Raw genomic sequence first — 17,890 nt, 5'->3', positions numbered from 1 at the left:
GAGCACACGCAGTTGATCATCGATTGCGTGAAGGGCAATGGCGGCATGTTTTCGCTGGAGCGGCCCACAGGTCTGCGTTTTCTGACGCGCTCGCGTCTTTTCGACGACACCGAATGGGCGTGGCTCGAACAGGATCCCGTCGAGCACGTGAAAAGTTGATTGTCTGTATGATCGCCGGACAGGTTTAAGGGCGGCACGGCGCATCGTCGATGGCGTGTGCACAACTTTAGTGATTTCTTCGAGGATTCCCACATCATGGTGAAAGCATCTTCATACGCCGCGCAATCAGCCGAGTCGCCGCTTGGGCCGTTCGAAATCCAGCGACGCGACGTCAAGGAACATGACGTACGCATCGACATCCTGTATTGCGGCGTGTGCCATTCCGACTTGCACACGGTGCGCAACGAATGGGGCAACGCCGTATATCCGGTCGTGCCGGGGCACGAGATCGTCGGACGTGTGTCCGAGGTCGGTTCGGAGGTGACGAAGTTCAAAGTGGGTCAATTGGCGGGCGTCGGCTGCATGGTCGATTCGTGCCGCACCTGCGCGGCGTGCAAGGAGGGACTCGAGCAATACTGCGAAGGCCCCGAGAGCTTCACGCAAACCTACAACTCGCCCGACAAGCACTCGGGCGGCTTGACGTTCGGCGGTTATTCATCGTCGATCGTGGTCGACGAAGCCTTCACGCTGCAGATACCGGAAAACCTCGAACTCGCGGGCGTCGCGCCGCTCTTGTGCGCGGGCATCACGACGTACTCGCCGCTGCGTCACTGGAACGTGCAGAAGGGCCACAAGGTGGGCATCGTGGGGCTCGGCGGGCTCGGGCACATGGGCGTGAAGATCGCGGCTGCCTTGGGCGCGCATGTCGTGCTGTTCACGACTTCGCCGGGCAAAATCGAAGATGGCAAGCGGCTTGGAGCGCATGAAGTCGTAGTCTCAAAGGACCCGGATCAAATGGCCGCGCACGCGAACAGCTTCGACTTCATTCTGAACACCGTAGCGGCGTCGCATGACCTCGATCAGTTCGTTGCGCTGCTCAAGCGTGACGGGACGATGACGCTCGTCGGCGCGCCCGAGCATCCGCACCCGTCGCCGTCGGTCATGAACATGATCTTCAAGCGGCGCTCGCTGGCGGGATCGCTGATCGGTGGCGTTGCTGAGACGCAGGAGATGCTCGATTTCTGTGGCAAGCACGGCATAACGTCCGACATCGAGATGATCAGGATCGACCAGATCAACGAGGCCTATGAACGAATGCTCAAGAGCGATGTGAAGTATCGCTTCGTCATCGACATGGCTTCTCTCGGTTGATAGAACGCAAAGGGTCGCGCCACGCGCGCGACTTTTTTTCGTAAAGCCGCTATTGCCGAGGCGCGGGCGCGTTCGTCGTCCATGTATCGCGATGCATTTTCCAATGCCCGTTCACGTGCTTCCAGATCACGATGTAGTCGCCGGCGTCGTACACCTTGCCTGCTTCGCCGGGAACGGTCCATTTGCCGACCTCGTACGCCGTGTCGCCGCGCGCTTCCAGTTCGACTGTGCTTAGTTTGATGGCTTTGAATCCCGAATGGATTGCTTCCTGCCAATACTCGGTGATCGCCTTCCGTCCGCTCACGACGTGACCGTTGGCCGGAAGAAGTTTCGCGTTATCGGAATACGTGGAAGCAATGCCGGCCGCATCGCCACGGCTCACGGCCTTTTCAAAAACCTTGTTGCTTGCTTCGATCGAAGTTCGCACGCTTCCCTGCGCAAGCGCCGACGCTTCGATACTGCAAAGCGCAACAAAGATTGCGACTGAAGCGAATGCTGCTTTCAATGTGCGACGCATACGTCCCCCTCCGATCGACTACATCATCTGGAAGGTTAACGTAAGCGTTTCGCGAAACCAAAACTTTATGCTGCATGTATGTGCGGTGAACCGCATATCGTTTGCAACCGGGGAGGGACCGGCTTCACTCCCCGGTGATCATCCTCAATCGACTCACGCTACTTCCTCGGTCTGCGCCACGCGCGGCAGCATCCGGTCGAATTCCCGCTTGACGATGCCATAGCATTCGCATGCACGTGCTTCGAGTCCTGCACGGTCGAGCACTTTGATGCAGCCGCGGCTGTGATGAATCAACCCGTCGTCATGCAGCTTGCCCGCCGCTTCCGTCACGCCTTCGCGACGCACGCCCAGCATGTCGGCAATCATCTGTTGCGTCACTTGCAGGGAGTCCGACGGCGTACGGTCGATCTCGATCAAAAGCCAGCGGCACAGCTGCTTGCTCAGCGAATGGTGACGATTGCACGCGGCGGTTTGCGCGACCTGCGTCAGCAGGGCTTGCATATAGAGCAGCATCAGGCGGCGCAGGAAGTCCGAGCGTTCGAACTGGTCACGCAGCGCGCTCGCGCTCATGCGATAGGCGAAACCGGGGCATTGCACCTGTACGCGAGTCGGCATCGTATCGCCGCCGGTCAGGATCGGAACGCCCGTCATACCTTCACGGCCGACTGCTGCGATTTCCACCGAGCCGCCGTCTTCCATCGTATGCAGCAGCGAGACGACGGCTGTCGTCGGGAAATAAACGTGGTGAATGCGTTGGCCCGAATCGCACAGCAACTGGCCGGTACGAAGCTGAACGAGTTCCAGGTGAGGCGTCAGCGCTTGCCATTCATGCGCCGGAAGCGCGCCCAACAGATGATTGCCGTGCAGATCTGATTTGAGGGTCAACATGTTTTTCTTCTCTTCTTTTTGCGCTGTGCGCCGTACTTTTTATTCCGGTCAACTCCGCGTCTTGCGATGCTCTGACGGCATCCATCGAGATCGCGTTGCTGACCAGCCCCGTAAGCAGCTCGGTCACAGTCGTTGACTTGGTCTGACTTCGACGGTAACGAGTGCTGCACCACATATTTAGCGAGGACCGTGCCAGGTAACGTCAATCCCAATGCCAGTATGGATCGGTCTGAAATATGCCGCACCGCACACTGCGGGCTGAACGGGTTTTGTTGCATTCGTGAACCGTCAAGCCTCGTAAAGGGGCGATCTGTATGAGCAGGCAGTCAGACGCTTTGATCGGCGGAATGCCCGCCTGGAGGCCCGACCAGCATGTAAATGTCCGCTGAATGACGGGTCCAAACGTGCGATGGCGAAGGCATTTGTACGGCGTTTGAAAAACGATACAAATTTGGTCGACGATTCGATGCGTCTTGCGAGGACTTTGCGCTTTGGATGAACTCGACGCAGGCGGGGCGCGGATAGACGGCTATTGGTCATTCATTCGATCGCCGCGGCGCCGATCGATTTGCTTCGCGGGCGTGAATCGAAAAACGTTGCATTCTTGGCAACCGGCGGACTTTGGCCTTCGGGTGGCGATACATACGGCGGGTGGGGAGCCGCACTGAACTACGTCTTCCATGCTCGGGTGCGCGGCCGTTAGCGAATGAATGCTCACCACATCTGAGGCCCGAGTGTCTGTTTCCAGCCGACATTGCGCCGTGCGCTGTTGTTTTTGGGCCATCGTAGTCAGCGCGCTCAAGCGTCGGAGAAATCACCGGAGTGCACACGCCGCGCCAGTTATTCGACGTTTTCCGTATTTCGCGACATTGGCATGGGGCGTGCAAACGTTAAACCGAGCGTCCGACGGTCGCTCCTTTTCCCATTCACTCCGTGGAGACCAGCATGAAAACCCTCAAGATCACCGATTTGCACGCCGCCGAAACGATAGACCACAAGGCAATGTCCGCCGTGCGCGGCGGCATCGCGTACATAACGAAGCCCGGCAATTCGCCTGCCGGCCCGGGCGGGCTTCCGCCGCTCGATTCGCTGCCGTATCCGTTCGGCTCGGTTTTCAAGGACCTGCATTTGCCGGGGTGGCCTCAATCGCCCGGGCATCCGGCGCTCGATCCACGATTGCAATAGAGAAGCGCCCGAGCAGCCTCGATGGCCGGGGCTGCCGCTTTTTGTGCGCAACACGTTCGACCCCATCGCACGACTTCACCGGAAAATTCGTACGGCAAACGTTTCGCGCGACTCCATCATGGCCTTCATCGTCACAACGATCTCAACGGAGAAGGCAATGAACATCATCACTCGCATCGCGCGGCATGTCGGCGCCGCGCTGCTCTTCGCGGCAACGCTTCATACACCCGCGCAAGCTGCGCCGGCCCCGTCGATACAAGCTCATTCGATCAAGGTGAACGGCGTCGAATTGAACTACCTCGAAGCGGTAACGGGGACGGACGGTACGCCCGTCGTGCTCCTGCACGGCTACACGGAAACGAGCCACATGTGGCTGCCGCTGATGAAGCAGCTCGACGGACGACACGTCGTGATCGCGCCGGATTTGCCGGGTGCGGGCAACTCGTCGATGCCTGCAAGCGGCTACGACAAGAAAACGATGGCGCAGGACATCCACGCGATGGTTCGCGCGCTCGGCTATCGCAAGGTGAAGCTCGTCGGTCACGACATCGGCCTGATGGTGGCCTACGCGTACGCCGCGCAGTACCCGGACGAAGTGGAAAGCATCGTGCTGATGGATGCGTTCCTGCCGGGTGTCGGCGACTGGCAGAAGGTCTGGCTGTTGCGCGACAAGTGGCACTTCAACTTCTACGGCGACACCCCGGAGAAGCTGGTGCAGGGACGCGAACGCATCTACTTTGAGCACTTCTGGAACGATTTCGCGGCCGATCCTTCGCATGCGATGCCCGAGGCCGACCGCCGTCTCTATGCCGCCGCTTACGCGCAGCCAGGCCGGATGCGTGCGGGCTTCGAGTACTTCCACACGTTCAGCCAGGATGCGCAGGACTTCGCGGGCTTCGCGAAGACGCCCCTGCCGATGCCGATGCTCGTCCTCGCCGGCGAGAAGGCCTCGGGCACGTTCCTGATCGATCAGGCGCGGCTCGTGGCGCCGGATGTGCACGGAGTCATCGTCAAGGGGAGCGGGCATTGGCTGCTTGACGAGGCGCCGGCGCAGACCATCGCGGAGCTCGTGAAGTTCATCGACTGACGAGGCGCTATCGCATCGAGCATCGCCGCGGGACGTTGCTCTTGTTCCTGATCAGCACAAGAGTTGTGCTTCTGCGGGCGTTTACGCTCAGTGCGTCCCTGTACATAATGCCTGCAACCACCGCAAACCAGGGTTAGCGGTCGACGAAGGCAGTGATGATGGGCAATCAAGAAGGCGTTTGCTCGGGATTGCATCGCTCCTTCCATCCAGGGACTTTGCAAACAGGAGCTTGTATGTCAAACGATCCTCTCCCACAAACCCCGTCGCGCCGCCGATTCATCGGTGCGGCTGCGGCGGCCGTCGTCGCGGGCTCATTGAGCCAGCTCGCTTTTGCAGACACCGATCAATCCATCGCTCGAGTCGCACCGCCGGCTGCCAACGACAAGACCGCTCTTCGTTCCCTTCGCGTGCATGTACCGGAATCGCAACTCGCCGACTTGCGACGCCGCATCAAGGCGACGCGGTGGCCCGAGCGCGAAACGGTAGCGGATGCATCGCAAGGCGTGCAGCTCGCGACGATGCAAAGACTCGCGCGTTATTGGGGATCGAGCTATGACTGGCGCAAGGTCGAAGCGAAGCTGAATGCGCTGCCGCAATTCGTGACCGAGATCGATGGACTCGATATTCACTTCATCCACGTTCGTTCGAAACAGCCCAATGCGTTACCGCTTATCGTCACGCACGGGTGGCCCGGTTCGATCATAGAGCAACTGAAGATCATCGATCCGTTGACCAATCCGACCGGGCATGGCGGCAACGCTTCGGACGCGTTCGATATCGTGATTCCGTCGCTGCCGGGCTATGGTTTTTCAGGCAAGCCGACGGCGACCGGCTGGGATCCCGCTCGCATCGCACGCGCGTGGGTCGCGTTGATGAAGCGCCTCGGATACACGCGCTATGTCGCGCAAGGCGGCGATTGGGGGAACGCTGTGACCGAACAGATGGCGTTGCTGGCGCAGCCGGAACTACTCGCCATTCACACCAACATGCCAGCCACGGTTCCCGACGACATCGCAAACGCACTCAAGTCCGGCGAGCCGGCACCGGCTGGTCTCTCGGATGACGAGAAGCACGCGTACGATCAACTCGACTTCTTCTACAAGCACGGGCTTGGCTACGCGCAGGAGATGGCGGGCCGCCCGCAAACGCTTTACGCGCTCGAAGATTCACCTGTCGGTCTCGCCGCATGGATACTCGACCACGATGCGAGCAGTCAGGCGCTCATCGCACGCGTGTTCGATGGTCAGTCAGAGGGCCTGTCGCGCGACGACATCCTCGACAACATCACGCTCTATTGGCTGACGAACACGGCGGTCTCGTCGGCTCGTTTGTATTGGGAAAACAAGCTCAACTTCTTTGCTCCGAAGCATGTCGCGATTCCCGTCGCCGTCAGCGTCTTCCCCGATGAGATCTATGCAGCGCCGCGTAGCTGGACAGAGAAGGCGTATCCGAAACTGATTCACTACAACCGTTTGCCCAAAGGCGGACATTTCGCGGCGTGGGAACAGCCGCGCGCTTTCACTGAAGAGGTGCGCGTGAGCTTTCGATCGCTGCGGTGAACGCGAGTCAAGCCGCTTATGACAACAGCGACCGCGCTTGTTCAAGCAGTGCATGTGACGCCTCAAAAGCGTTGCGTCCTGCCATATCGAGCGCAGCTTGCGCGGTGAGCGCGAACAACCGGTCGTCGGATGTCGTTGCCGTTTCCGAAGCAAGCACTGGATTGTCGTAACGGCGAAAGAACGCGAGTAGTTGAAACGCATCCAGCCGCCCATCCGAAGGACCCGACTTCGCCATTATTTCGGCGGCTGCAGCCAACTGCCGTATTGCTGCGAGGAATTCAGCGCGTTGCATTTGATTGGTCGAAAGTTAGACGAACTTTATGAGTTTAGGGCCAGGTCGGCGGCGACGCGAGAAATTCATCGCGTTCGCGCATGGTCACGCTCATCGTGCATTACACTGCAAATCCCCGCAGCGAAACTCTAGCCTTGAGCGTTGGGAGACCTTCTGATGAAAGTCCTCGTGGTCGACGATTACCGCACTACCACCGACTTGCTCGCCGACGTCGCGTGCTCCATGGGTCATGCAGTCACGCGAGCCTACACCGGCAAGGAGGCATTGGTCGCGGCCAATGGCGAGGGCGCATTCGAACTGATTCTTCTGGATATTGGTTTGCCCGACATGAACGGCCACGAGTTGTGCATGCGACTGCGTGCGTCGGAGAAGTACGCTTCGCGGCGCATCTTTTCTCTCACGGCGCACGACGACGTCCACGAGCGCTTCGATATGTCCTGCTTCGATGGCCAGCTTTCGAAGCCGCTGTCGCTCGAAGTCTTCGAGTCTCTGCTCTCAGGCAAGAAGCTGGCGGAGCAAAGCGCTCCATAATCTTCTGTCAGTTGCAGCCGTATCCCGTACGGCGGCTCCACCAGCAAATCGCCTGACCATCCGTGCATACGTACATGTTGCCCACGGTGTCGCATTGAACAGTTGATTGATGGCGTGTGGCCGGAGTGTCCTTCGCTATCTCCAGGTCCGAAGAGGCCACCGCGGCCTCGGTTGCTGCACGGACCTTCGCAACGCCTTCGGTGGGTTTCTTGGCGGGCGCAGAGGCTGGCGTGACGCTACATGCCGCAAGAAGACCGCTAACGCCGATCGATATCAGCTTCCAGTTGGTCGTCGAAGAAAACATGACCGTTCCCCTTTTTCATGACCGGCAGAATGCCTGTGTGTCTGTTGTGTGGTCTTGCGCACACGCTGCTATGACCCCAAGCATACTTCGAAGCGTCTCGCTTTGCGCCACGAAGAGCGGTAGTGAGTTCGTTATCTGCCGCACGGAATAGAATGGTCGTTAGCCCCAGACTCGCCGCTAGAGGCTGGAGACCAATCATGCTTAGAATTCTGGCAAACGCCATCGTGGTAGCGTCGATGCTGAACGCGTCATCGAGTCGTGCGGAAGAGCCGTTTTACACCGTGGGTGACAGCGCAATCCGCGCATGCGCGGAGTTGACCGACTACACGCGGCGCCACTATGGCCGCACGTTCGAATGCGATTCGTTCAACGATACCGGCCGCACCGCGGGCGATAGCGTCGCCGTGCTCGACAGAGTGAATACGGTGGTCGCCGTGCTCAATTTCACCGTGTTGAATGAAGACCCTTCGTCGAATCGCAACGGTTATTCGCTGTCGTCGGAAGACATGACGCAGTTCCTTGCACTGCTGTGGCAGCGTGGACTCACGACGACCGAGTGGCTCAAGATGAGCTTCGCACAGTCTCACTGGCATACGGAGCATGAGTATGCGAAGGCGCTGCAACGGGCAGGCGACGATCCCGTGGCAAGAATGAAGATCGTCGCTGCGCATGAGCGCGATCTCGATGCACATCGCCGAGTTAGTGAGCAAGTGATCGCCAAGGGCTACGCACTGGACCCTGTTGACATCGCTTACTTCAGCAAGACGTCGCCTTAGCGTTTCGTTTTCACGTTGCCGACGAGCGTGAGTCTGAAAACCTCGACGAGCGGCCGCAAGTTGATCTTGTGCCACGCTGCCCACAACGGTGTGCGGTAGGTGAACCACGGCACCTCTCGCAGCACGACGCCCGCAGGCGCCTGATGACGGAGGCTGCTTTGAATCATTGCGACACCAAGACCGGCAGCCACCAGCCCTAGCGCTGTCAAAGGCTCTGTCGCTTCCATCGAAATGTTTGGCGTGAAGCCGGCTCGCGCGCAAGCCGCGACGAAGTTGTCGTGTTTGAGAACGCTTTCCTTGTGTTGCACGGCGATCCAGTCGAGCTTGCCGAGCGCAGCAGGCGTTAGCTTCGACGTCGCGGCCAGCCGATGCGAATCGGGCAACGCGAGCAGCATCGGATCGTTAAGCAGTTGCGCGCGGTCGAGGTCGGGGTCGTCGTCGAGCGGCGGCTCGCAGACGAGCGCCACATCGAGACTGCGTTGACGCAGCCCTTCCAGCTGCTCGGCCGACGGCAGGTTATAGAGCGCGACATGCACGGCAGGCCGATCCTTTCGCAACATGCGAAGCGCATCGGACAGCACACCCGAATGCATCGCGTTTTCCAGATAGCCGATGCACAGACCCCCTTCATCACCACGGCCCAGCCGGCGCGCGAGCGACTCCAGGCGATTTGCGTGTGTCAGCAGCGCGCGTGTTTCCTGAAGAAACGTTCGACCGTCGGAAGTGAGGCGAATGCGCTGCTGACTGCGCTCGAATAGCGTCAGGCCAAGGCGCTCCTCGAGTTGCGCGATTTGCCGGCTAAGAGGCGACTGCGAGATGTGCAGCCGCTCCGCAGCCCGGCCAACGTGTTCCTCCTCAGCAACCGCAACGAAATATTGGAGTTGACGGATATCCAGCACTTGAGACCTCTCAGGACACAATATTGGCCAATTATGTCTTGGACGGACTTGTCTTGGCAATCTAGACTGCGTGCACGGTCATCAACGAGGAGTTCAAGATGGGCATCAAGGACAAGCTGCAAGGCGTGCTGGGATTTGGAACCGCGCCGCTGGGCAACATGTATCGCAACATTCCGGAGGCGGAAGCGCAGGCGACCGTCGATGCGGCATGGCAGCAGGGCATACGTTACTTCGACACGGCGCCGTTCTATGGCGCGGGCTTAGCGGAAATCCGCTTGGGCGCAGCGCTGCAGAAGCACAAGCGCGACGACTACGTACTGAGCACGAAGGTGGGGCGGCTCGTGCTCGACGAAGTCGAAGAAACCACCGCGCGTGACCTCGGCGAGAAAGGGGGCCTGTTCGAATTCGGCCGCCCGAACAAACTCGTCAACGACTACAGTGCGGACGCGACGCTGCGCTCGATCGAAGACAGCCTCAAGCGACTGAACACGGATCGGCTCGATATCGTCTGGGTGCACGATATCGCGCAGGACTTCTACGGCGACGAATGGCTTGCGCAATTCGAAACCGCGCGCAAGGGCGCGTTTCGCGTGCTCAGCCGTCTGCGCGATGAAGGCGTCATCAAGGCTTGGGGTCTTGGCGTGAACCGCGTGGAGCCTTGCGAACTGACGCTCGATCTGTCCGAGGCGCAGCCCGACGGATTCCTGCTCGCGGGTCGCTATACGCTGCTCGACCACGAGCGCGCGCTTCAGCGCCTGATGCCGGCTGCGATCCAGAAGAAGGTTGATATCGTCGTTGGCGGTCCCTATAGCTCTGGTGTGCTTGCTGGCGGCACGCACTTCGAATACCAGAAGGCCTCGCCTGGAATCCTCGCCAAGGTCGAGCGCATCAAGGCCCTCGCGCAACGCCATCAAGTGAGCGTAAAGGCCGCCGCGTTGCAGTTTTCGCTTGCGAACCCTGCCGTGGCCGCTGTGATTCCAGGCGCCAGCAAGCCCGAGCGTATCGCTGAGGACGTTGCCGCGTTGTCGGAGGCGATTCCCGCCGCGTTCTGGCATGAGATGCGCGAACAGCGACTCGTCGCCAACGATGCTCCCTTGCCGTCCACGAATACAGGAGTTTGAATTGGCACACACCACGGCATCGCTCGAAGTGCCCGCAACCGCCGATAAAATCTGGCAATTGATCGGCGGTTTCAATTCGCTGCCTGACTGGCTGCCATTCATTCCTAGCAGTGAATTGAGCGAAGGCGGTCGGGTGCGGCATTTGAAGACCGCTGACGGACATACCATCATCGAACGTCTTGAAGCGTTCGATGAGAAGGGGCGCTCGTATAGCTACTCGATTGTGGAGGCGCCGTTTCCAGCACGCGACTATCTGGCCACCATCAGCGTGCAGGAAGTGGCGGGCACGGACGGATCGCTCGTGACGTGGTCCGGCAGTTTCTCGCCGGTTGGCGTCAGCGAGGACGAGATTGTCCGGCTTTTCCACGGCATCTACGAGGAGGGACTGCTGGCGCTTGCAGAAGGGTTACAAGCGGGTGCGAGAAATATGGCCGGAAACTGACCGTTCGCGGTCTATAGCGACATGCGAGATTATTTCGTGTGACGGTCGCCTATGCTTAATCATTGGTTCAGGAACATAAAGTTTGTAACCAGCTAATGAAACAAGCCTGGAGGTAGGCCGTCATGAAATCGCTGATCTATGCAGTCGTGGCCGCGTCGGTTTTGGCGGCTCCGCTCGTGTCGTTTGCGCAATCGGAATCATCGGTGACAAGAGCGCAAGTGCGCACGGAACTCAAGCAACTTGAAATGGCGGGATATTCACCGGCTAGCGGAGACGAGCCGAGTTATCCTTCGAATATTCAGGCGGCAGAAGCGCGTGTGGCCGCTAGCGGTGATGCCACCGGCTACGGTGGAGCGCTTAGCGGGTCGTCGGCATCCGGAGGCGGAGGGGCAATCAGGCCTGCTTCGCCCGCCGATATGAACAAACTCTATTCCGGCGGCCAATAAAAAATCAATCCGTACTTCAATCGGCTTAAAGTTCTCCAAGCGGTTGTAACCGCGAGAGCGTTAAGGCGCCATGCGACTCCTCTGCGTGGCGCCTTTTTTTCTATGCGTCGAGAAATTGCTTTTTCCAAGATCGAGGCTTGTGCTTGATTTAAAAGATCTTCGCAAGACTCTGTGTCATAGTTCGACCATCCATCACATTGGAGGTCGAAATGACGACACTAGAACGAATCCAAGCCAAGTTGAAACAGTTGCAGCAAGAAGCCGATGCACTGATCGCAAGAAAGGCACAAGTAGCAGTCGATCAGATTCGAGAGTTGATGCTCAAGCACGGCCTTACGACCGCCGACATCGAAGCAAAGGCAAAAGCCAGGCGCGAAGCCGTGACAAAAGAAAAGCTGCCGCCCAAGTACAGGAATGCCAAAACCGGCGAGACATGGAGCGGTCATGCACGACCACCAGCCTGGATCAAGGACGTAAAGGATCGAACGAGGTTTCTTATCGACAGCACCGGTATCCCGTCAGCGAAACTCAAGCGCGTCACGACTAAAGGAAATGCGAAGCGGACGCCGCTGCCGGCAAAGTATCGCGATCCCAAGTCCGGAGCCACATGGAGCGGTCGCGGTCCGGCGCCCGCATGGCTCGCTTCAGCGAAGGATCGAAACAAGTTTTTGATCGACTCAGGCTCGACCGTTTCACTCAAAGCAACCAAGTCGAAAGCAGCCTTGAACGGAAGTGCCGTGAGCAAAAAGACTCGTGCAAAGACATCCGCGACGCCGCCTGCTAAAAAAGCATCCGCCAGTCGCAAGTCGACGGCGACATCGGCCAAGACGAAGGCCGTCGCGAAGAAGATTTCTTCTCGCAGGGCGTCGGCACCGAAGAAGGCGTCGGCCGCCGCATCGAACACTGCCGCACCGGCGTAAGGTGTCCGCAAGTTGTCGCACCGATTAATCCGACCATTCGCTCGCGTAACTCATTGAAAATTCACAGCTTACGGAGTAAAGTTAATGTGAATTATCAGATTGTGCGTTTCGAGGTCAGCTATGCCTGCACGTCATCAATCGCCGCTTCATCGCGAGGTCTGCCGATGGTTTGACCCTGACAGTGGCGCCTACCTCTCGCACTTCGGCCGGGTCTATCTCGGCGGGTGCCGGTACGTCTGTGTCCGTGCCCCTCTCATGTCGGGTTTCTTTTCCCTGAATTTCTTTCATCATGGGCGGAAGGATTGGCGCATCTACCCGCCGCTGGGTGTCGGGCCGAGCCTTGTGTATTCGTCGGTCCGGGTCGCGCAGCGATTGCCGGTGCGCTCGCTTCGACGCCTTCCACGCGGATGAGCATCACGGCTGACGGAGTTTGAAAAGCGCGAGTTGAAAGCGGGAGACGAGAATGATGCAGGAGATTGTCGGTACGTTTGGTTCGTTTGGCAAAGTCAGTGAGGCACTGGAAGAGTTGTATTCGGAAGGCATCGTTGCCGACCGGGTTCACGTCGAGACGGCGTGTGCACCGTCGAACAGCGCATTGCAAATGTCGATCGACGAGAAGCATTGGACCAGTGCTGAATACGCCGGTCACGGCGAGCACCTCGGCGTAGTGGATTTCCACGACCACCTGTTTGAATCCGTCGATATGGTCTGCGATGGCCTCATCGAAGACGAAGGGCACACGACAATCACGGTCTGCATCAAGAACGACGCCGAATTGCACGCCGTCTGCGACATCTTCTCGCGGCTCGGCACGGTCGATATCGATGAAGAGAAGCGCGCGGCCTAGCGCGACGACAGATACCCGGCCAGCATATCGAAGACGACGTACATCCCCGGCACCGCTGCACGCGCGCTGGCTGTGATCGTCCTGTCGAGTGACTCACGGTCCGTCGGGATGAAGAGCAGTTGCGCGTGCTCCCACGCATCGTCGGCGGTTGCTGCGCGACGAAGAATGTCGGACGCTGCGAAGGCGGGACCTGCACCTCGCATATCCGCGACTGCGACGACCGTGATATCGAGCGTCTCGTGGCTGTGCATCAGGCCGAGCACTTTCAAAGCCGCGGCCGGCACATCGGCTTCGACGATATGCAGTTCCTCCGATAACGCGCGCAGAACGGCTGGCTCCAGCGTGCCGGCCTGAAAATCCTTTGCCTCCAGGCCCTCGCCCAGGCCGAGCGTCCATTCGTTTGCGTGAACCGCTACCTTGTCGCCGCGCAGTGCTGCGAGCATGAGCCCGTCGGCGGAGATCACGAGCACCACGAGACCGATCGATGACATGTATCCCGCCGGAAGGCGTTCGAACGCATCAGGAGAGTCGCGACGCAGGTTCTTGAGGCATTGCTTTAGCGCACGAAGCTCGCTGTAGTGAATCGGTCCTCCGGTGAGTTCGACAGCATCGTTTCGAATCAAGACGCTCGATGGCTGAACACGCACGCTATCGAATGCGAGTTGGGCCTTCCACTGAGTAAGGGCGTCGGAGAACTGCGCAGACAGGATTTCGGGCACGACAAATGCCGCGTCGGACAAATACGTGGCCGTCAAGTCGAGGCCATTGCGCGAGTAGGCAACCACGGTGATTGGACTGTTCGATGTCACGGTTGTCGCCTTAAAGCGTCGAAGTATACGGCTCTTCCTTCGAATAGCGCTCGAAACGAAAAAGGCCTCCGGCGAATGCGGAGGCCTTTGAAACAACATCGATGCATCAATACGCGTTCTGCTCCGCCTGAAAATCCCGTCTGGGCTTGCGTTGCATCCTGCTTACCGAAGCCAGCGCGGCGAGACTGATCACGGCGGTAAGCATCAGGTAAAAGCTCGGCGCCGCATTACTTCCCGTGACGCTGAGAAGCCAGATGATGATCGCTGGAGTGAAGCCGCCAAAGACGGTCACGCCGATGTTATAGCCGATCGACATGCCAGTCGCACGCGTCGACACCGGAAAGATCTCCGACATCAACGCGGGCAGCGCGCCGAAGTAGATCGCCTTCAACAACGCGAGCCAACCGACGAGCACGAACAACCCGCCGACCGTCACGTGCGACACCACATACGAGAACGCAGGATACCCGGTGACGAGAAACAGCAGCGCGGTCAGCGACATCTGCTTCATGCGTCCGATGCGGTCGGACAGATAGCCGGCGAAAGGCGTCACGACGGTCAATATCGCGCCTGCAAGGATGCTGGCAGCGAAGCCTGTCGATGGGTCGAGGTGCAGCTCACGGATCGCAAACGTCGGCACGTATTGCAGCATGTAGTTCACGGCCGTCGAGACGGTCAGCGCGCCGATCGATACGAGCAACATGACCTTCTGCTTGGAGAAGACATCTCGAATGGGCGTCGTCGTGTGCCTGGCCTCGGTGAAGTCCGGTGCATCTTCCAGGAATCGGCGCAGATATAAACCGACTGGTCCGATCAACAAGCCGAAATAGAACGGAATCCGCCAGCCCCAAGCCGACAATTCCGCAGGCGGCATGAACTTCGCCAGCGCATACCCGAAAATCGAAGCCATGAGCGTCGCCAGGCCTTGCGTCGCGAACTGCCAGCTCGCGAGCAATCCCCGGCGATGGGGTGCATGCTCGATCAGCATCGCCGTCGAGGCTCCGAACTCTCCGCCAGCGGAGAAGCCTTGAATCAGGCGCGCGACGAACACGCCGATCGGCGCCGCGAGTCCGATCGTCGCGTAGGTCGGGATCACCGCGATGATCGCGGTGCCGACCATCATCAAGCCGACCGTCAGCAGGAGCGCGGCCTTGCGTCCGTGCTTGTCGGCGTAAGCGCCGAGGACCATGCCGCCCAGCGGACGAATCAGATACGACGCGCCGAACGAGCCGAACGTCAGAAGCATCGACGCGGTTTCGTTGACGGTCGGAAAGAAGTGCTTGGCGATGTACACGGCAAAGAACGCGTAGATCGCGATGTCGAACCATTCCAGCGCGTTGCCGGCGGACGTGGCAACGACGATCTGCGTCAGACTAAGAGGTTTCTTCTGCATGATTCGGCCCGGAGCAAGAGGTTTAGCGGGATGCGCACTTCCGACGTTCGACAATGGCGGCCCCGGACTCGCCCAGGTCCCACCACAGTCCGGCCATGACGCCGAGGGCTTCGCGCGCGACCGAGCCCAGAAGATGCTCGTTCGGCGCGTGCTGATTGCAGGCCGGATACGAATGCGGGACCCACAGCGTCGGAAGCGCGAGCGTTTTAGCGAACACGTCGTTGGGAACCGTGCCGCCTAGATTCGGAAGCAACGCGGGCTTCTTGTCGGTCGTGTGGCGCATCGAGTCGAGTGCCCAGTGGACCCAGGGGTCGTCGAGGTCGAGACGCGTCGCGGGCGTACCGCTCGATACTTTTACTTGCACGTGCTTGAAACCGTGCTGCTCGAAGTGATGCTCCAGATGCTCGCGCACGTGTTTCCAATCCGTGCCGACGACGAAGCGCAACTGGCACACTGCCTTGGCTACTGGCGGAATCGCGTTGACGGGCGCGTCCGCGTTGCCGGACTTGATCGCGAGCACTTCGAGCGCGTTCCATCCGATGACGCGCTCGGTCGGCGTCAGTCCGGGCTCGCCCCACGTGGGGTCGATGTCGGGCGAACTGTCGTCGCGACCGAGTTCGATATCGGCAAGCGCATGTCTGACCGCATCCGAAATCGGCGGCGGACGCAGCCCCTCGACGATGATTCGTCCGTCGCGATCGACGAGTGTCGCGAGTGCATGCGCGAGCACGACCGCCGGATTGCGCAGCACGCCGCCCCAGTTCCCCGAATGATGTCCGCCCTCGCGCAAGTCGACGAGCAGTTCGAACGGCACGCCGCCGCGCGAACCGAGGAACAGTGTCGGACGCTCCGCCGATACGCGGGGGCCATCGGAGGCGAGGAATACGTCGGCGCGAAGTGCGTCGGCTTCGGCGGCGCAGACTGCATCGAGACCCGGGGAGCTGATTTCCTCGCCGGTCTCGAAGATGACCTTGACGTTGTAGCCCAGCTTGCCGCCGCGAGCCTCGATCACGGCCGCGAGTGCTGCGAAGTTCACCGAATGCTGACCCTTGTTGTCCGCCGTGCCGCGGCCGTACCAGCGGTCTCCATCGACGGTGACTTCCCACGGTTTGAGGCCGCTCTGCCACTGCTCGTCATATCCTCTGACGACATCGCCATGCCCGTAGGTCAGCACGGTAGGCAGGTGGCCGCCCTCGTGACGTTCGGCGATGAGAAATGGCGCGCCTTTGCCGGCGGGGTTATCGACGATTCGGCTTGTGAAGCCCAACTTTGAAAGCGTCGGCGCGATCTCTGTTTCCAGATACGCATGGAGCGCGTCGATGCCGGACGCTTCCTGGCTCTCGGTTCTGAACGCGACGCGGCGGCGCAAATCGGCGAGCAGCGCACCTGAATCGAAGTTTTCATACGCGCCGGCAATCGCCGAGGCGCGCGTGATTTGACGAGCTTCCACTGAAATTCCTCGCAGTCTTTGAAGAGGTGAGAGGCAGTCTATGAACGCCAAAAATTCGCCACAATTTCAAAATTAGCGGATAGCATTGCCGAAATGGCAACGCAAGAGGGGGCGGAAGAATGCTTCACGGAATCGCGCTCAGGTACTTTCTCGAGGTCGCGCGGACGGGGTCGCTGGCGGCATCGTCGGAGAATCTGCATGTGGCCGTGTCCGCCATTAGCCGGCAGATCGCCAAGCTCGAAGACGAGGTCGGCACGCCGCTCTTCGAACGCATGCCGCGCGGCATGGTGCTCACGGATTCCGGCCAGCTCCTCGCGGAACATGCGCGCCGCGCGCTGCTGGACGCGGACGCCGTCTTGAGCGAGATATCCGAGGCGCACGCGTTGGGCCGGGGCATCGTGAGAGTCGGGTGCACCGAGGGCTTCACGCGCAATTTTCTGCCCGGCGTGCTCGCAGGCTTTCACGCGGAGCATCCCCGAGCGCGATTCGTCCTGCGTTCGGGAACGCCCGCGCAGGTGGAACAGTGGGTCGCGCAAGGCGAGGTCGATGTGGGTTTGGCGTTTTCGACGTCGACGTCCACCGCCGTTCACGCCGAGTTCAGCATGAGCGCGCCCGTGTGCGCGTTATTGCGTCCGTCGCATCCGCTCGCCGACAAAGACGCCCTGACGTTCGACGATCTCTTCGACTATCCTGTCGCCGTCCTCGAACGCGGCACGACGGTTCGTCAACTCATCGACTGGTGCTGTTCGCTGCGGGGAAAGCACCTCGAGCCGCTTTTCACGAGCAACAATTCCAGCGCGATGCACCAGTTCGCCGCGCTGACCGGCGCGATCACGCTAGGCAGCGCGATCGCGTTGCAAGGGATGGAGGCCGAGCCGACCCTGCTGGCAAAGCACATCGACGAACCGCTGTTGAACGAGCGCTTCCTCCAAGTCACGACGATGAAGGGCCGCCATCTTCCTCCGTCCGTCATTCAGTTTCTGGAAACGCTGAAGTCGGCGTTATCCACGGCAGACGTCGCAAAGCCGAGGAAAGGCCGCACGCGTGTCTCGCGTTGACGGCACCTTCCTTGCTACATTGCTCCGGGCACGGTGCTAAGCTTGGCACAAGCGG

The 17,890-nt window shown here is 59.9% G+C and carries 21 protein-coding genes; 13 read left to right on the top strand and 8 right to left on the bottom strand.

Annotated features, from left to right (window positions below; genetic code table 11):
* The coding region (locus AWB67_RS27385; protein ID WP_125477692.1) for a DUF779 domain-containing protein at positions 1 to 159 on the top strand (159 nt) is incomplete at its 5' end.
* A gap of 96 nt (positions 160 to 255) precedes the next feature.
* Positions 256 to 1,311, top strand: coding sequence for an NAD(P)-dependent alcohol dehydrogenase (locus AWB67_RS27380; RefSeq protein ID WP_087659347.1), 1,056 nt, complete (start codon positions 256 to 258; stop codon positions 1,309 to 1,311).
* Positions 1,312 to 1,360: 49 nt separating this feature from the next.
* Here the strand turns inward: AWB67_RS27380 and AWB67_RS27375 are convergent, their stop codons facing one another.
* Positions 1,361 to 1,738: a YybH family protein gene (locus AWB67_RS27375; protein WP_087659352.1), complete on the bottom strand. Its 378-nt coding sequence runs from the start codon at positions 1,736 to 1,738 to the stop codon at positions 1,361 to 1,363.
* A gap of 243 nt (positions 1,739 to 1,981) precedes the next feature.
* Complete coding sequence (locus tag AWB67_RS27370; RefSeq protein ID WP_087659346.1) at positions 1,982 to 2,716, bottom strand: Crp/Fnr family transcriptional regulator; 735 nt, start codon at positions 2,714 to 2,716, stop codon at positions 1,982 to 1,984.
* A 945-nt stretch (positions 2,717 to 3,661) separates the two neighbouring features.
* On the opposite strand from AWB67_RS27370, the gene AWB67_RS27365 reads away from it, so the two are divergent.
* The 3 genes from AWB67_RS27365 to AWB67_RS27355 all read left to right on the top strand — a co-directional run bounded on the left by AWB67_RS27365 (position 3,662) and on the right by AWB67_RS27355 (position 6,547).
* Positions 3,662 to 3,901 carry a hypothetical protein gene (locus tag AWB67_RS27365; RefSeq protein WP_087659345.1) on the top strand — a complete coding sequence of 80 codons (240 nt, stop codon included), beginning with the start codon at positions 3,662 to 3,664 and terminating at the stop codon, positions 3,899 to 3,901.
* 157 nt (positions 3,902 to 4,058) lie between these two features.
* Positions 4,059 to 4,988: an alpha/beta fold hydrolase gene (locus AWB67_RS27360; protein WP_087659351.1), complete on the top strand. Its 930-nt coding sequence runs from the start codon at positions 4,059 to 4,061 to the stop codon at positions 4,986 to 4,988.
* Positions 4,989 to 5,221: 233 nt separating this feature from the next.
* Complete coding sequence (locus tag AWB67_RS27355) at positions 5,222 to 6,547, top strand: epoxide hydrolase family protein (RefSeq protein ID WP_087659344.1); 1,326 nt, start codon at positions 5,222 to 5,224, stop codon at positions 6,545 to 6,547.
* 16 nt (positions 6,548 to 6,563) lie between these two features.
* Here the strand turns inward: AWB67_RS27355 and AWB67_RS27350 are convergent, their stop codons facing one another.
* On the bottom strand, positions 6,564 to 6,839 hold the full coding sequence (locus tag AWB67_RS27350; protein ID WP_235025347.1) for a hypothetical protein: 276 nt from the start codon (positions 6,837 to 6,839) through the stop codon (positions 6,564 to 6,566).
* A 156-nt stretch (positions 6,840 to 6,995) separates the two neighbouring features.
* Here AWB67_RS27350 and AWB67_RS27345 point away from each other — a divergent pair, with 156 nt between their 5' ends.
* Entirely contained in the window at positions 6,996 to 7,370 is a 375-nt protein-coding gene (locus AWB67_RS27345; RefSeq protein WP_087659342.1) for a response regulator, read from the top strand.
* A gap of 7 nt (positions 7,371 to 7,377) precedes the next feature.
* Here AWB67_RS27345 and AWB67_RS39745 read toward each other — a convergent pair whose 3' ends face one another.
* Positions 7,378 to 7,674: a hypothetical protein gene (locus AWB67_RS39745; RefSeq protein ID WP_125477691.1), complete on the bottom strand. Its 297-nt coding sequence runs from the start codon at positions 7,672 to 7,674 to the stop codon at positions 7,378 to 7,380.
* A 197-nt stretch (positions 7,675 to 7,871) separates the two neighbouring features.
* Here AWB67_RS39745 and AWB67_RS27340 point away from each other — a divergent pair, with 197 nt between their 5' ends.
* Positions 7,872 to 8,450 carry a hypothetical protein gene (locus AWB67_RS27340; RefSeq protein ID WP_087659341.1) on the top strand — a complete coding sequence of 193 codons (579 nt, stop codon included), beginning with the start codon at positions 7,872 to 7,874 and terminating at the stop codon, positions 8,448 to 8,450.
* Here the strand turns inward: AWB67_RS27340 and AWB67_RS27335 are convergent.
* On the bottom strand, positions 8,447 to 9,349 hold the full coding sequence (locus AWB67_RS27335) for a LysR substrate-binding domain-containing protein (RefSeq protein ID WP_087659340.1): 903 nt from the start codon (positions 9,347 to 9,349) through the stop codon (positions 8,447 to 8,449). The genes AWB67_RS27340 and AWB67_RS27335 overlap by 4 nt on opposite strands.
* Before the next feature lie 98 nt (positions 9,350 to 9,447).
* On the opposite strand from AWB67_RS27335, the gene AWB67_RS27330 reads away from it, so the two are divergent.
* The 5 genes from AWB67_RS27330 to AWB67_RS27310 all read left to right on the top strand — a co-directional run bounded on the left by AWB67_RS27330 (position 9,448) and on the right by AWB67_RS27310 (position 13,125).
* Positions 9,448 to 10,470 (top strand): aldo/keto reductase, encoded by a 1,023-nt coding sequence (locus tag AWB67_RS27330; protein WP_087659339.1) that lies wholly within the window; start codon positions 9,448 to 9,450, stop codon positions 10,468 to 10,470.
* Between the two features lies 1 nt (position 10,471).
* Positions 10,472 to 10,912 carry an SRPBCC family protein gene (locus AWB67_RS27325; protein ID WP_087659338.1) on the top strand — a complete coding sequence of 147 codons (441 nt, stop codon included), beginning with the start codon at positions 10,472 to 10,474 and terminating at the stop codon, positions 10,910 to 10,912.
* Between the two features lie 122 nt (positions 10,913 to 11,034).
* Complete coding sequence (locus AWB67_RS27320; protein ID WP_087659337.1) at positions 11,035 to 11,358, top strand: DUF4148 domain-containing protein; 324 nt, start codon at positions 11,035 to 11,037, stop codon at positions 11,356 to 11,358.
* Positions 11,359 to 11,567: 209 nt separating this feature from the next.
* Positions 11,568 to 12,278: an H-NS family nucleoid-associated regulatory protein gene (locus AWB67_RS27315; protein WP_087659336.1), complete on the top strand. Its 711-nt coding sequence runs from the start codon at positions 11,568 to 11,570 to the stop codon at positions 12,276 to 12,278.
* Between the two features lie 466 nt (positions 12,279 to 12,744).
* Entirely contained in the window at positions 12,745 to 13,125 is a 381-nt protein-coding gene (locus AWB67_RS27310; RefSeq protein ID WP_235025346.1) for a hypothetical protein, read from the top strand.
* Here AWB67_RS27310 and AWB67_RS27305 read toward each other — a convergent pair.
* The 3 genes from AWB67_RS27305 to AWB67_RS27295 all read right to left on the bottom strand — a co-directional run bounded on the left by AWB67_RS27305 (position 13,122) and on the right by AWB67_RS27295 (position 16,777).
* Positions 13,122 to 13,934, bottom strand: coding sequence for a hypothetical protein (locus AWB67_RS27305; RefSeq protein WP_087659334.1), 813 nt, complete (start codon positions 13,932 to 13,934; stop codon positions 13,122 to 13,124). The two genes, AWB67_RS27310 and AWB67_RS27305, sit on opposite strands and share 4 nt — an antisense overlap.
* 106 nt (positions 13,935 to 14,040) lie before the next feature.
* Positions 14,041 to 15,330, bottom strand: a complete 1,290-nt coding sequence (locus tag AWB67_RS27300) for an MFS transporter (protein WP_087659350.1) — start codon at positions 15,328 to 15,330, stop codon at positions 14,041 to 14,043.
* A 19-nt stretch (positions 15,331 to 15,349) separates the two neighbouring features.
* Positions 15,350 to 16,777, bottom strand: coding sequence for a M20 family metallopeptidase (locus AWB67_RS27295; RefSeq protein WP_087659333.1), 1,428 nt, complete (start codon positions 16,775 to 16,777; stop codon positions 15,350 to 15,352).
* Between the two features lie 119 nt (positions 16,778 to 16,896).
* Here AWB67_RS27295 and AWB67_RS27290 point away from each other — a divergent pair, with 119 nt between their 5' ends.
* Positions 16,897 to 17,835: a LysR family transcriptional regulator gene (locus AWB67_RS27290; protein ID WP_087659332.1), complete on the top strand. Its 939-nt coding sequence runs from the start codon at positions 16,897 to 16,899 to the stop codon at positions 17,833 to 17,835.
* The last annotated feature ends 55 nt before the right edge of the window (positions 17,836 to 17,890 follow it).

The organism is Caballeronia terrestris (assembly GCF_001544515.1).
Taxonomy (GTDB): Bacteria; Pseudomonadota; Gammaproteobacteria; order Burkholderiales; family Burkholderiaceae; genus Caballeronia; species Caballeronia terrestris.
This window is presented reverse-complemented; position numbering and strand designations above follow the sequence as displayed.